We start from the raw sequence: 14,432 nt of genomic DNA on the forward strand, positions 1-14,432 counted from the left end.
ATGAGTGAGCAAAAGTTAGCAGTAAACGAATATTTAAAAATAGACAGTGATTATTTGCGCGGCGGCATCCAGGAAGGGTTAGATACCCAGGTGACGGGATCGTTTAGTGATGGCGATCAGCAGTTAATTAAATTCCACGGATTTTACCAGCAAGATGACCGTGATTTACGTAACGAGCGTAAAGAGCAAAAGCTAGAACCATTACATAGCTTTATGTTACGTGCTCGTGTGCCTGGTGGTATTTGTACACCACAGCAGTGGTTAGAAGTCGATAAAATTTCATCTACGCTCACCACGTCAAACAGCATTCGTTTAACGACGCGTCAAACGTTTCAGTACCACGGCATTCCTAAGCGTAATCTAAAAACCTTGATCCAGGGGCTTGATCGCGCTGCACTAGACTCTATTGCCGCCTGTGGTGACGTAAACCGTAATGTGATGTGTAACCCAAACCCAGTTGAGTCAAAGCTGCATGCACAAGCCTACACGGTTGCTAAGCATTTATCTGACCACCTGTTACCGCACACCCGTGCCTATGCTGAAATTTGGTTAGATGAAGAAAAGCTATTAGGCACTGAAACGGTAGAGCCGGTTTACGGCAAAACCTATTTGCCACGTAAGTTTAAAATGGCTGTTGCGGTGCCGCCTGATAACGATGTAGACGTTTACACTAATGATCTTGGCTTTATTGCCGTTGCAGAAGAAGGCGAATTAGTTGGCTTTAACTTAGTGGCTGGCGGCGGCATGGGGTCAACCCACGGTGAAGTTGAAACCTTTCCACGTTTAGCGGATGACTTTGGTTTTATCAAAACTGAAGATGTCACCAAGTTTGCTGAAGCCGTCATGACCGTTCAACGTGATTGGGGTAACCGTGTTGTGCGTAAGCGTGCGCGTTTAAAGTACACCATTGTTGACCACGGCTATGATGCATTTAAAGCAGAGGTAGAGAAACGTGCCGGGGTTAAATTTGAGCCTAAACGTGACGTGATCATTGGCGATCGCGGTGATCGTTATGGTTGGGTTGAAGGTATCGATAATAAGTGGCATTTAACCTTATTTATTGAAAGTGGCCGCATTAAAGATATGCCTGGTCAAACCTTGCAAACGGGTTTACGTGAAATTGCCAAAATTCATAAAGGCGATTTCCGCATGACCTCTAATCAAAATATGATTATTGCGGGTGTCGCAGCAGAAGATAAAGCTGAAATTGAAGGGTTAGCCCGTAAACATGGTTTATTGGGGCAAGTATTAAGTGGTACTCGCGGCCATTCTATTGCCTGTGTGGCGTTACCAACGTGCCCATTAGCCATGGCTGAAGCTGAGCGTTATTTCCCTGAGTTTATCGATCATATTGATGCGCTACAGGCAAAACACGGCATTAGCGAGCAATCTATTGTGGTGCGTATGACGGGGTGTCCAAACGGCTGTGCTCGTCCATTTGCTGCTGAAATTGGCTTAGTGGGTAAAGCACCTGGGCGTTATAACTTGTATTTAGGCGCCAGCTTTGAAGGCACGCGTTTAAATAAAATGCACAAAGAAAACATTCAAGAAGCTGAAATTTTAGCGGAATTGGATGCTTTGTTTGGCCGCTACGCTGCAGAGCGTGATGCTGGCGAAACCTTTGGTAACTTCACAGTACGCATTGGCGTTGTGAAGGCGGTTAATGACGCCGCTAAGGATTTTCATGCCTAATGAAGTGGTAACGACTGCATCAACTGATGTGGCCGTCAATCATAGTGTGACACCCGCTCAATTACAGGCGTTGTTATCAGCGCCTAAAGCTGAGCAAACCGCAGCACTGGAAAACATTAACCAGTTTTTAGCGGGGTTAACGGCGCAGCAGCGAGTGGCTTGGGGCTTGGCCTATTTGCCTGGTGCACATGCGTTATCGTCAAGTTTTGGGATCCAAGGCGCGGTGATGTTACACATGGTGACTCAAGCGCAAAGCGATATTCCGGTGATTTTAACCGACACCGGCTATTTGTTTCCTGAAACTTACCAGTTTATTGACCAGTTAACCGAGCGCTTAAACCTCAACCTTAAAGTCTACCAGGCTGAGCAAACTCAGGCGTGGCAAGAAGCCCGTTTTGGTAAGCTGTGGGAGCAGGGGATTGATGGTTTAGAAAAATATAACCGCATCAACAAAGTTGAACCTATGCAGCGTGCATTAGCTGAATTGAATGTCGGCACCTGGTTTGCGGGGTTGCGTCGTAGCCAGTCGAGCACGCGTGAGGCTTTGCCTATATTGGCGATCAGTGGTAAACGCTTTAAGTTGCTGCCCATCATTGAGTGGAGCAATAAAGATGTGCACATGTATTTAACTGAGCATGACTTACCCTACCATCCGTTATGGGAGCAAGGTTATGTGTCAGTCGGTGATACCCACTCTAGCAAGCCGCTTGAGTTAGGGATGACTGAAGAAGAAACCCGTTTTAATGGCTTAAAACGCGAGTGTGGGTTGCACTTTGACATTTAAACGAGGTAACAGCCTCAGTTTGTGATCTTTTCTCGTCAGTTATGAATGCCATCCTGATGTATTTGGGGTGGCATTTTTATGTGTAATGGCATCTCATTCAAAAGTCTGAATTTTATCGATTTCATTAGCGCTTGGCGCACATTGCTATTTGTTAAAGATGAGGATTAATCAGGCGTTGCCCTGAGTTGAGCTAAGATGGCGTGGCGACTTGGCGTGATAGTTAACCACAAATAGGTTAATTTTTATTTAAACTTTCAAGCAGCGATGTCGATAATAGTCTAAATTAATACATTCCCGTAGACGGTTTTTGTGGACGTTTGGGGTTGTTTTTGCAACCCACGTACCTTCAAAAGCTTCGCTCGCATCCTCGAGCACTTTGATTGACTTGTTAGCGTATAAGCAATCAGCAATCTCAACCCGATAACTCAGATGTATATGGGTTATCGGGTGTTATTTTCCTCCTTTTTCCATCCTTTCTGCCTGCCCTTTATTTTTTTATCATGAGTTTTTTATACCAATCCGCATTACGGTTTCAAATGACTTTGATGTAGATGACTACACCTGCAGTCATTTTCATTGTACTGGGTCTAGTGACGCAGCCTAAAATAGATCACATTCTAATAAGGATTGGTATTATCCGCTCACTGCCTATGTTAGATCGCCACTACAGATGCGTAATGCTTCATTTAATGCTAGATTAATCCGTGGTTTATCGGTGTAATCGATAATTAGTTTTAGATGTACAACATAATTTTAATGCTAACTCATGTCATGGAAGAGTTAACAACAATATAAATTGGAGTTTATAGATGAACAAAATGGCAATTGCGGCTGTGGTATTGGCTGTCGGTGCAGGCGGATATTTCCTGTCACAACAAGGCGCATCGGTTGTTAAAAATGATCCTATGCTAGATTTTATCCCTGCTGATACCGTGATGTTTTCAGGACAGCTGGCACCATTTCCATTAAAAGATTATTTGTACAGTATTGCGGGTAATTACCAAACTAACGGCCTAGATGACATTCTTCAGCTTGATGCCAGTTCATCTGAACAAGAGCGCTTCTTTATCAGCTTGTACAAGCAGTATATGAACGTATTGCCAACCCCAGATGTGTTGTTAGCCACCTATGGGCTACCTGACTCGGTTAAGAGTTATTTCTATACTCTGGGTGCGCTGCCAGTAATGAAAATACAGTTAAGTAACCCAAGTGCATTTTGGGTTGAGCTTGACCGTGCTGAGCAAGACAGTGGTTTAGCACATACAACAGGTAGCGTTGGTGAAACACAATACCGTGCTTATTCATTAACCGACGCCAATGAGCAAGAACAAATAAACCTAGTATTTGCAGAAAAGCAAGGCTGGTTAACCGTGACGTTAAATACCTCATTTAACCAGGTTGAACTACTTGAAATGGCGCTTGGCGAAAAGCCCGTTGAAAAGCCATTAAGCGACACAACAATGCTGCAAGACATTGCTAAAAGCCATGGTTTTATGCAAGACAGCATTAGCTTTGTTAACCACGTTGAATTGGTTAAAGGCTTAACCACAACTGATGGCAATATGCTTGCGAAACAAATTAGCAAAATGGCCGAAACTCAAGGTGAAGATCCTTTTGCTGAGCTTAAAATGCCGACTTGCCAAACCGAGTTTGCGGCAATTGCGGCTAATTGGCCTCGTACCGTGATGGGGTTAAATAGTTATTCGATTAGTCGTGAAGAAAGCGACATCGATGCAGCCGTGGTTGTAGAAAGTAATAACCAAGTTATTTTGTCTGCCCTGGCTAAAATGCGTGGCTTTATTCCTGCGTTTGACAACAGTGACCACGATAATATTTTATCGATGGCCCTGGGGATGGATGTAAACAAACTTGCTCCAGCGTTAACCGAAGTATGGAAAGATCTGCAAACCCCAAGTTACCAGTGTGAAGCGTTAGCCCAAATGCAAGGCGAGCTAGATGAATTAAACCCTGCAATGTTAGGGATGATGACTGGCATGGCCAATGGCGTTAAAGGCATGAGCGTGACGTTAGCCGATTATAAATTAACCGAGGTTAATGGCGAGCCAAGCTTTGAAAAGTTAGACGCGTTAGTGACAGTGTCGGCAGAAAACCCAATCATGTTAATTGATATGGTGAAGCCATTCTTTCCGCCTTTAGCCAACATTGATTTGAAAGATAATGGTGACCCAGTTGATATTACGCCATTATTAATGCTGCCGCCTGAATTTGGTGTCAGTGCTAAAATGGCGGTTAAAGGGAATCATTTAGTGGTTTATACCGGTGACAGAGGTACTGAGCTTGCTGATGGCTTATTTAAACAAACATTATCAGGCAATGGTTTTTTTGATTTTGCTGTGGATTATCAAAAAATGTTTATGCCACTAGTGGATGTGATTGAAATGAGCGGCGAGCCAATGCCTGAAGAGCTCGAGGCATTAAAAGACTACAATATGCGTTTAAAAATGTCTGTGGACTTTACTGATAAAGGTATTGTCATTGCTTCTAAAGTGAACAGTAAAGCCAGCGTTAAATAGTGCAAAACCAGTCTTAATAAGCCAATAAAAAGGTGACCATATTGGTCACCTTTTTTTACATGTTCCAATTACAAAATGTCATTTAACGCAATACCAATACCAATACGTTGGTTATGATGGTTGTAGTCAATAAGGCTTTCACCGTAGCCATTAAAATATTGGGTATAGATCCGTAAGTTACCGATAACCGGATAGCTCCAGGTAAACTCCACTGCGCCGCGATTAGGTGATTGAAAGTTATTACGCCACAGCATTGTAAAGCGATGTTCATCAACACCATACACACCGGTCAACTCAAAGTTGCCCATATAGTCGTCAATGTCTGGGTTATCGTCGCCTTTAGCAGAGGTTGGGGTTTCTTTTTCATCTTCAGGAATTCGCCACCACGCTTTTAATCCTAATGCGAATGGGCCTTTATCAAATACAGCACTACCATAAATGCGGTTCCAGCTACGCGATAACTCAGTGGATTGCCCATTAGATTGATGCACAAGACCGAATCCTAAAAATGAGTTAGTAAAACCGCCAATTTTCCAGTCGTTGTTAAACAACATAAACACTTCGGGCTCATGGTTGGTTTCACGAAACGGTGACGAAGCATCTTGGTTATAGACTTGCCAGTATGACTGGTTAGTATAAGCAAAAAATAAATGACCATTATCACCAAAAACGTTGTACCACACCGGAAATTTAAAGCTAATTTGAAATTTAGCCTCGAGCTTATCAATATTAATGTCCTCGTCGGGATATTTCGTTTCGAACGGTGATGGGTTGGTGCTAGTTTGGTAGGTTACAGGGAGTAAATAGTTCGCTTTATGCGGGGTGAGCACAAAGGGTTTTTCTGAGGTTGCTAATTCACCTTTAACACGCTCTTCTACTAATGAATCCTCAGCAAAGCTTGAACTGATACAGACGAGTAACAATAGTGGTATCGCCAGGTAATATGTTTTTTTTATCATTGCATTATCCATTAGCAAAATTGTGATCATAAATATTTGAAACACATTGTTATCAATTGTGTCGCTTTTGTCGAATTAACTTCAGGCTTAATCTACTAATACGTGATTGAGTGGTAACGAGATTCAATTACTGCATATATCTTTTGGTTATAAAGACTAACTTTTTACTATTGTATATGGAATATGTAAGGCGTTATATTTGAGCATAGTAAATTATCTTGAGGTAGATGTGATGGAATTAGTAACGATGCCAGGGCAAAAGGCCAAAGGCAAAGTATGGTTAGTCGGCGCAGGTCCTGGTGACGTTGAACTGTTAACTCTAAAAGCCTTTCGCATTCTTAAAAGTGCAGATGTAGTGTTATATGACGCATTAGTAAGCCAAGATATTTTAGATCTTATTCCATCGAATGCTGAAAAGATTGCCGTAGGCAAACGTGCGGGCAAACACAGCGCTGCTCAAGATGAAATTAATCAATTGTTAGTGACCAAAGCGTATACCCGCAAAAATGTGGTGCGCTTAAAAGGTGGCGACCCGTTTATTTTTGGCCGTGGCGGTGAAGAGCTACAAACCTTAGTCGCGTCAGGCATCGCCTTTGAAGTTGTCCCAGGCATTACCGCTGCTAGTGGCACGTCTGCTTATGCGGGTATTCCGCTTACACATCGTGATTATGCCCAAGGTGTCACGTTTATTACGGGTCATTGCCAGTTAGGTAGTCGCCCTATGGATTGGCAAGGTTATGCCAATCCTAATAACACGCTAGTGGTTTATATGGGTATTTTAAATGCCAATGTTATAAGCGATGGGCTGATTGGCGCTGGTAGAAGTGCTGATACTCCAGTGGCTATTGTGTCAAAAGCCACCACATCAACGCAGCAACGCTTTATGGGGAAATTAGGCGAACTTGCCCAGTTAGCTGCCGACCCCGCATTACAGATGCCTGCATTAATGATTATTGGTGAAGTGGTTGAGCTTGCAGACAGCTTAAACTGGTTTGAACCCAATACAGAAACACAAGCAATCGATATAGATGCAGCTAAAGCGCTGTAGTCATACTATTTAACCCCGCTGTGTAAGCAGCATATTAGGTAATGGAGAACAATAGAAGCAGGCCGTTTTATTGCTTTTTATATCAATAAATAGCGAGATTTCTCATACTGGCTGATTGACATACATGTATTATTAGGTGCGTGAAAACATGATGTATTTTTACATTTGATATCAGCTTGCTTTGGTATGAGACATGAGTGAAATTTGGTTGCTGTCGATTATATTGTTTGGGTTAGTTATTGGGTTAATTGCCGGTTTAAGTTCTCCTGCAGCGTTATTTTTTTTTGCATCACTGGGGTGCTATTTATTTGGGCTAGCAGATTTAAGCGTTATTTTAAGCAGTTTTACAAATAACGGCTTAATAACATTAGTGTTGCTAGTACTTGCAGCCACAGCATTAGAAAAAACGTCATTGTTAGGTAAATTAAGCCATGTTATTGGCCGAAGCACTTTATTGCCGACTTTGATCAAATTAGGTTTATCTACAGCTTTACTGTCTTCATTTACGAACAACACTGCTGTTGTAGCCTCAATGATTAGTGTTGTTCGTCGCAATCCGACTCATGCTCCGGCTAAGTTATTATTACCGCTCAATTACGCTGCTATTCTTGGCGGCACATTAACCTTAATAGGTACTTCAACTAACTTAATTGTTAACTCATTTGTTGAAAACGCTGGCTTAGAACCGTTGGGTTTTTTCGAGTTTACACAAGTCGGTGCACTATTAGTGATTGGTGGACTAGTGTTGTTGACTATTTTAGCTAACTTTTTACCTGATAGACGTGAAGAGTCTGAAGATGAGGCCTTGCCTTATTTACTTGAAGCTCACGTAGCCAAAACCTCCACCTTAGTCGGTAATAGTGTTATCGATAATCGTTTACGTGCACTTAAAAAACTCTATTTAGTTGAGTTAGAGCGCAGTGGCATTCGTATTTGTCCTGTGCCACCTCAAATGGTGTTGCAAGCCGATGATGTATTACGTTTCAGTGGTGCAGTTGAGTCGGTTGAATTGTTATATCAATTTGATGGCTTGGAATGGTTTGGTAAACAACACGCCAAAGGCCAAAATTTGGTGGAAGCGGTGTTAGCACCATCATCAAGTTTAGTTGGCACCACCTTAAAAGATTCTCAGTTTCGTGAAGTATTTGACGCTGCGGTCATGGCGATTCGTCGTGGGCATATGCCGTTAAAAGGTGGCCTAGGTGATATTGTATTACAGCCAGGTGATGTGTTGCTATTAACCCCAGGTGATCATTTTTCAACGTGCCCCAATTTATCTACCGATTTTGCGGCCATTAGTGGTTTAGACCTCAGTGTCAGGCTAGATGAAAAACGTGGTAATTGGGCGTTAGCCGGTTTTGCCTTAACCATCTTAGCGAGCATCTTTGAAGTACTCCCTTTAGCCAAAGGGTTAGTGTTATTGCTACTTAGTTATGTGGCAATAGGCGCTGTTTCCTTAACTGAACTTAAACGGCGTTTTCCGCTCGAGTTGGTGGTTATTGTCGGTAGTGCGTTGGGCTTAGCAAATCTGATGGTGACAACGGGTTTGGCTGACCAAATGGCACAGGGCTTACTCAGTGTGTTTAACGGTTATGGTGTGTTTGCCGCCTTTGTTGGTGTGTATTTTATCACGTTGATTGTCACAGAACTGATAACCAACAATGCTGCAGCGGCGTTAGCATTCCCAGTCGCCTATGCAATAGCTATAAGTTTTGGTGTGGATCCTCGCCCGTTTATTATGGCTGTGGTGTTCGGTGCAAGTGCGAGTTTTATTTCTCCATACGGCTATCAAACTAACCTAATGGTATATAACGCAGGTAACTATAAATTAAGCGACTTTGTGCGTTTAGGTTTACCTTTATCAATTTTGTATTCCGCTATAGTGTTAATGGCTGTACCGTATTTTTTCCCGTTTTAGGTTTGTCATATCAATAATAAAAAAGGTTGAATATCTCTATTCAACCTTTTTTGACTATCTGTAACTGGATTATTTAGACTAATACTTTCTTGAGTACTCTTTGCCAGTTTCCGCCCATGAAACGATCGCGGTCAGATGATTTAAAGCGCGCTTTTTTGAGGGCGTCATCAATGCGGCTCATGCGGTCTATGTGGTTAAGCTCTGGGATAACTACATGCTTAGGCACTACGTCAAACCCTAATACGTTTTTACTTTGCAGGCTGTGCCACCAGTCAAGGTACTCTTTAACCCCTTCGCTGTTATTGTTATTGAGTGCTAATAGATTTTCTTGGCCGCGCAGAGGGAAGTCGTTGGCCACTGCGGCGCAGTCAACGCCACCGACTCTGGCCACGTATTCTATCTGTTTTATGTAATCTTCAATGGTGGGGGGGGCATTGTTGGTGAGCCAAAAACTCATCATAAATACCCCAAAAACGCCACCTGTGTCGGCTACTGCTCTGATTATGTTATCTGATGAGCAGCGCGCATGGTTGACAAAGTGTCTGGCTGCGCCATGACTCAGCACGATTGGAGATTGACTTGCCTTAGCGGTATCAAGCGCGGTTTGTTCGCTTGAGTGACTCACATCGATAAGAATATTTTTTTGATTAAGCGCTGCGATGAGCTCACGACCAGCATCAGTAAGAGGCTTATTGACACCCTGGTTGCCATTGTTGTCTAGTGCACCACCTGCGAAACGATTGCCGTAGTGATGGGTGAGTTGTAACACCCGCAATCCGTGCTGATGCAGAGAGTCGAGTTGTGGCCAGAGTGAAGGCTTACCCTTTGTGACAATACCGTCGGCTTCGACACAATCAGCACCCTGAATTTGAAAATATACCGCCGTGCGTTGTTGTGCCCGAGCGTTATCGATATCAGCCCCCGTAAGGCCTTGTAAATAAACCTCTGGATTATCGGTAACGGTTTTGGCTGCTTGTTGAATGCTGTTAAAGCACGCTTTATAGGTGCGTTTATAATTTTTAGTGCCATCGCTTTGCTCGATAGTTTCAATGGCGGAAATATCGGCGATAAACGCATCGAGTTTGGAGGCTTTAACATCATTGATGTCGTTAGGCAGAAATGACAGTCCGTCAACATAAAGGCGGCGAGATTTGGCAGCCCAGGCAGGAAGCGTACAAAATGGGCTTAATAATGTGGCTGCTCCAAGGCCTTTTATAATGTGGCGGCGTGTTGGGTTGCAGACTTTTAGGGTCATTATTATTCCTTAAATTTGCTGGGCATTAAGTGATGTTGCCTCGGGCATAATGTTTGATTGCGCTGGCCAATGCGGCAAGTCCATTGGTACGGGACGGACTGAGTTGGCCACTTAATCCTAATGTGTCGAAGCAGTGATGCACATCAAACTGAGTAATTTGCTCAGTGGTTTTACCTTGGTTAGCCACCAATAAAATAGCAATCAGTCCTTTGACGATTCGTGCATCGCTGTCGGCGAGGTAAAAATGTTGGCCATTTTGTTGATGATGGTATAACCAGGCCTGGCTTTCACAGCCTTTAACCTGCGCATCTTCTTGCTTTAAGTGGTCAGGCAGTTTGGGCAGTTGCTTGCCCAGTAGCATGATTTGTCGATACTTATCTTGCCAGTTATTCGCTTGTTCTATTTGATTTACAGCTGCAATGAGTTCAGCAGGTAACAAGGTAAATAACTGACTATCTGGCATATTTTTTGTACTTATTTGTGTCATTAACTGTGTTGTCTCATAAAGCGTGCCTATTGCCAAGTTATAACAGTAACTCTTTTACCGTATTTAACGCATGAATAAATTGATCAATATCGTGCTTATTAGTATAGATGCCAATAGAGGCGCGGCAACATCCGCTTAATTTAAGTTGGCTCATCAATGGCATAGCACAATGATGTCCGCATCGAATCGCAACTGCCTGTTGATCTAATAAAATGCCTACGTCTTGATGGTGTTCATTGGCTACATTAAATGCAACCGAGCCGATATTGGATTGGCTATTATCGTTGCTAACGCCGTACAAGGTAATATCACCAAGGTTGAGCAGTTGTTGTTGTAAATACCGCATTAATAGTTGCTCATGCGCCTTAATTTGCTCACGCGGTAAGCCTTGTAAAAATGTGATTGCGGCGCCTAAACCGATAACCTCAGCAATGGCGGGAGTGCCCGCTTCAAGCCTGTTTGGCAGTTCACCATATTCAGTACGATCAAAGCTAACGGTTTTGATCATTTCGCCACCGGTCAGCATGGGCGTTAATGTGTTTAATTGTTCAAAACGGCCGTACAAAATACCGACACCTGTTGGGCCATACATTTTATGACCTGAAAACACATAAAAATCGCAATCCATCTGTTGGACGTCAATTTCTAGGTGGGCAACCGCTTGGGCACCATCGACTAAGGTTAATGCTCCTGCATTTTTTGCCATGGCGATTAAGTCGATAATGGGGTTGACTGTGCCCAGCGCATTCGACACATGGCATAAGGCAACTAGCGTTGGTTTGGCTTGCAGTAGCTGCTCATAGGCATTGATATCAAGTTGGGCGTCAGCGGTAAGTGGTATGGGTTTAATGATGGCCCCAGTACGTTTAGCGAGCTCTTGCCAGGGCACGATATTGGCATGATGTGCTGCGGTGTCGATTAATATTAAATCGTTTGGTTGCACTTGTGCTGTTAAGCCGTATGCCACCATATTGATCGATTCTGTGGTGCCGTGGGTAAAAATAATCTCTTGCTGGTGCTTGGCATGAATAAAATGCGCGACTTGTTGACGAACGGCTTCATATTGCTGAGTTGCACGGGTTGATAATTGATGTGCTGCGCGGTGCACATTGGCATTGTTGAGTTGATAATACTCAGTCATCGCATCAATCACTGCCTGCGGTTTTTGGCTGGTTGCAGCGGTATCGAGATAGCATAACGGATGATCGCCAATGGTCTGCTTAAGCGTAGGGAATTGATCGCGAATGGGTTGATGATCATAAAAATCAGCAGACGGTAATGACGGGTTAGGCTTCATAAATACGGGTTTCTTCGCTAAAAATAAAAGGCATCAAGATCTTCAGTGATCTTGATGCCTAATGCAAGGTTTTGTGGCTATTGCTGTTTGTGAGCCTGTATTGGCGACTCTTTGCTGGCTATTAAGGGCAAGGAAAACGATACAGGGCTGACAGTTCGTTAACTCTTGTTATTAATTCAGCTGACAATGTCACTTTATGACTGTCGATGTTTTGCTTTAGCTGATGTAAGTCAGTTGCGCCGATAATGTTAGCGGCAACAAATTTACGGCTATTAACAAACGCTAACGCCATCTCGGTTGGTGACAGGTTAAATTCACGCGCCAAATCGATATACGCTTGGGTTGCCTCTAGTGCCACTGGCGTGCTGTTATACCGTGCAAAACGTTTGTATACCGTGAGGCGTGCACCTTCTGGCCATTGATCGTTCTCGTATTTACCCGTTAATGTACCAAAAGCCAATGGCGAATAAGCCAGTAATGGTACATTTTCACGATGGCTAATTTCAGACATGGCAATCTCGTAACTGCGATTGAGCAAGTTATAGGGATTTTGCACACTCACAATACGCGGTAAGTCGTGTTTTTCTGCCAACTTAAGGTATTTCATAAAGCCCCATGGGGTTTCGTTAGAAATACCAATATAACGCACTTTACCTTGTTTGATGACTTCAGCGAGCGCTTCAAGGGTGTCTAAAATAGGCGTGTAATGTTCGTCTTCATCGTGCTCATACATCATCTGACCAAAAAAATTGGTATTTCGGTCAGGCCAATGCACTTGGTATAAATCGATGGTGTCGATTTGTAAGCGACTTAATGAGTCATCTACAGCTTGATGTACATTACGCCAGTCTAGCGCCATGTTGTCGCGAATATAGTCGCCTTTACCCCCAGGAGCAGCAATTTTACTGGCAATAACCAGCTCGTCACGATTACCTTGGGCTTTGAGGTAGCGACCTAAAATGCGCTCGGTTTCACCTTGAGTATCAGCTTTCGGTGGCACGGGATACATTTCGGCAGTATCAATAAAGTTAACGCCTTGGCCAATGGCATAGTCAAGTTGAGCGAAAGCTTGTGCTTGGGTATTTTGTTCGCCCCAAGTCATGGTCCCGAGGCAAATTTTACTGACCTCAAGGCTTGAATGTCCAATACGTTGATATTCCATTATCTTCCTCCTATGGAATGTGCTTAATCTGAGGCTACCAAGCTTTTGCATCCTTGCAAAGCGCTATCAAGTTGTTGCAATAAGACTGATTAAAAAGTGTGCTAATTACACCATTGCGCAATGGTATTACATCTTGCGGGGCATGGTTATGTTTGTTATTAGGCTCATTATCATGGCGATTTCGCAGGCATCGTGGCCCGTTTGCCCTAAATGCTGGCAGTGGTTAAAGCCGAGCTTTTCATAGAGTGCTAAAGCTTCAACTAATACGGCTGTGGTTTCTAAATACATGGATTGATAACCATGCTGTTTAGCAAACTCAATACATTGACGGGTGAGTTTTTTGGCCATGCCCTGGCCGCGAATCGCGCGGCTAAAATACATTTTTTGTAGCTCACATACGCCGACATTCCCTGCAAGTGCAGCAACGCCTGCGCCGCCAACCACTTTACCTTGGTATTCAATCACCCAATATTGTGCGCCTTGTGCTTGATAAACCTCACTTAAACAGTCGAGGGTTTTGTCTGCAACGCTAAAGCCTTTGTCTGGGGTTAAGCCGTATTCTGCCGACACGTCACGGATAACCGCGGCTATTGCGGCATCATCTTGTGGTGTGAGTGGGCGGATTATGGCATCGACGGTATAACGTGTTGTACTAGAGTGATCAGTCATTAAATAATTCCGCGTTAATAAAGGGGGTCATGGCCAGTAGCAGCGCCTGGGTATAAATGCTTTCGCGGGTGGCTAAACCTTGTGTGAGAAGGCCTATCGCGCCGCCTTTTTGTTTTATATTTTGAGTGCTAAACATGCGGTCCATTACATGGCCCAGTTCTTCGCCAGCGGCTAATGCTGCATAGACCTTTTCCGGTAAGGGTAGGTTGGCGCTGCGACCTACAGATAGGGTGTCATGACTGATAATGGCCATATAAGCAAATGTGGCTGGGCCATGTTCAAATTGGTCTACGCCGCCTTCCATTGCCACATAAAAGTCGGCAGGTTCAGCCTGTTGTTGGCAGTATTTGGCACGGTTTATGGCACCTAATTTTGTTTCTGCTTCTGTCATGGGTTGCTCTGCCACTTGCGAGGGAGCATGCATACCCTGACAGTGTATAGTGCTGCTTGGGAAATACTGGGCAATGGCATTTTTGGCGGCATTTATTTTTACCGGATTGGTAGAACCGACAATGATATTAATCTGGTGAGGATGATTGTGTTGTGTTGTGGTGGTTGTCATAAGCCGCCGTTGCTATTTTATTGAGTGGTTATGGTGGTGATATTAACCACTTTGTGTTGTTTTAG

At 43.6% G+C, this 14,432-nt stretch carries 12 protein-coding genes; 5 read left to right on the forward strand and 7 right to left on the reverse strand.

Annotation, left to right across the window (positions count from 1 at the left end; genetic code table 11):
- The 3 genes from cysI (at position 1) to PQR79_RS19565 (ending at position 5,010) form a co-directional block, all read left to right on the forward strand.
- The gene (gene cysI, locus PQR79_RS19555; protein WP_238107677.1) at positions 1-1,692 is read left to right on the forward strand and encodes an assimilatory sulfite reductase (NADPH) hemoprotein subunit; all 1,692 of its coding nucleotides are present in this window, start codon (positions 1-3) and stop codon (positions 1,690-1,692) included.
- Positions 1,685-2,476 carry a phosphoadenylyl-sulfate reductase gene (locus tag PQR79_RS19560; RefSeq protein ID WP_238107676.1) on the forward strand — a complete coding sequence of 264 codons (792 nt, stop codon included), beginning with the start codon at positions 1,685-1,687 and terminating at the stop codon, positions 2,474-2,476. Before cysI ends, PQR79_RS19560 begins: the two co-directional genes overlap by 8 nt.
- 809 nt (positions 2,477-3,285) lie before the next feature.
- On the forward strand, positions 3,286-5,010 hold the full coding sequence (locus PQR79_RS19565) for a hypothetical protein (RefSeq protein WP_238107675.1): 1,725 nt from the start codon (positions 3,286-3,288) through the stop codon (positions 5,008-5,010).
- A gap of 68 nt (positions 5,011-5,078) precedes the next feature.
- Here the strand turns inward: PQR79_RS19565 and PQR79_RS19570 are convergent, their stop codons facing one another.
- Complete coding sequence (locus PQR79_RS19570; protein WP_238107674.1) at positions 5,079-5,969, reverse strand: phospholipase A; 891 nt, start codon at positions 5,967-5,969, stop codon at positions 5,079-5,081.
- A 232-nt stretch (positions 5,970-6,201) separates the two neighbouring features.
- Between PQR79_RS19570 and cobA the strand changes: the two genes are divergently transcribed.
- Both cobA and PQR79_RS19580 read left to right on the forward strand, forming a co-directional pair.
- Positions 6,202-7,017 carry a uroporphyrinogen-III C-methyltransferase gene (gene cobA, locus PQR79_RS19575; protein WP_238107673.1) on the forward strand — a complete coding sequence of 272 codons (816 nt, stop codon included), beginning with the start codon at positions 6,202-6,204 and terminating at the stop codon, positions 7,015-7,017.
- A gap of 193 nt (positions 7,018-7,210) precedes the next feature.
- The gene (locus PQR79_RS19580) at positions 7,211-8,935 is read left to right on the forward strand and encodes an SLC13 family permease (protein ID WP_238107672.1); all 1,725 of its coding nucleotides are present in this window, start codon (positions 7,211-7,213) and stop codon (positions 8,933-8,935) included.
- 73 nt (positions 8,936-9,008) lie between these two features.
- On the opposite strand, the gene PQR79_RS19585 is transcribed toward PQR79_RS19580, so the two are convergent.
- The 6 genes from PQR79_RS19585 to yjjX all read right to left on the reverse strand — a co-directional run bounded on the left by PQR79_RS19585 (position 9,009) and on the right by yjjX (position 14,367).
- Entirely contained in the window at positions 9,009-10,190 is a 1,182-nt protein-coding gene (locus tag PQR79_RS19585; RefSeq protein WP_238107671.1) for a membrane dipeptidase, read from the reverse strand.
- A gap of 25 nt (positions 10,191-10,215) precedes the next feature.
- A complete protein-coding gene (gene csdE / locus PQR79_RS19590) occupies positions 10,216-10,668 on the reverse strand; it encodes a cysteine desulfurase sulfur acceptor subunit CsdE (protein WP_372942621.1) in 453 nt (150 codons plus the stop codon).
- Positions 10,669-10,714: 46 nt separating this feature from the next.
- Positions 10,715-11,974: an aminotransferase class V-fold PLP-dependent enzyme gene (locus PQR79_RS19595; RefSeq protein ID WP_238107669.1), complete on the reverse strand. Its 1,260-nt coding sequence runs from the start codon at positions 11,972-11,974 to the stop codon at positions 10,715-10,717.
- Positions 11,975-12,095: 121 nt separating this feature from the next.
- The gene (locus PQR79_RS19600; RefSeq protein WP_238107668.1) at positions 12,096-13,136 is read right to left on the reverse strand and encodes an NADP(H)-dependent aldo-keto reductase; all 1,041 of its coding nucleotides are present in this window, start codon (positions 13,134-13,136) and stop codon (positions 12,096-12,098) included.
- A 126-nt stretch (positions 13,137-13,262) separates the two neighbouring features.
- Positions 13,263-13,805, reverse strand: a complete 543-nt coding sequence (locus PQR79_RS19605; protein WP_238107667.1) for a GNAT family N-acetyltransferase — start codon at positions 13,803-13,805, stop codon at positions 13,263-13,265.
- Positions 13,798-14,367, reverse strand: a complete 570-nt coding sequence (yjjX, locus tag PQR79_RS19610) for an inosine/xanthosine triphosphatase (RefSeq protein WP_238107666.1) — start codon at positions 14,365-14,367, stop codon at positions 13,798-13,800. Before yjjX ends, PQR79_RS19605 begins: the two co-directional genes overlap by 8 nt.
- Positions 14,368-14,432: the final 65 nt, after the last annotated feature.

The organism is Shewanella metallivivens (genome assembly GCF_028750675.1).
Taxonomy (GTDB): Bacteria; Pseudomonadota; Gammaproteobacteria; order Enterobacterales; family Shewanellaceae; genus Shewanella; species Shewanella metallivivens.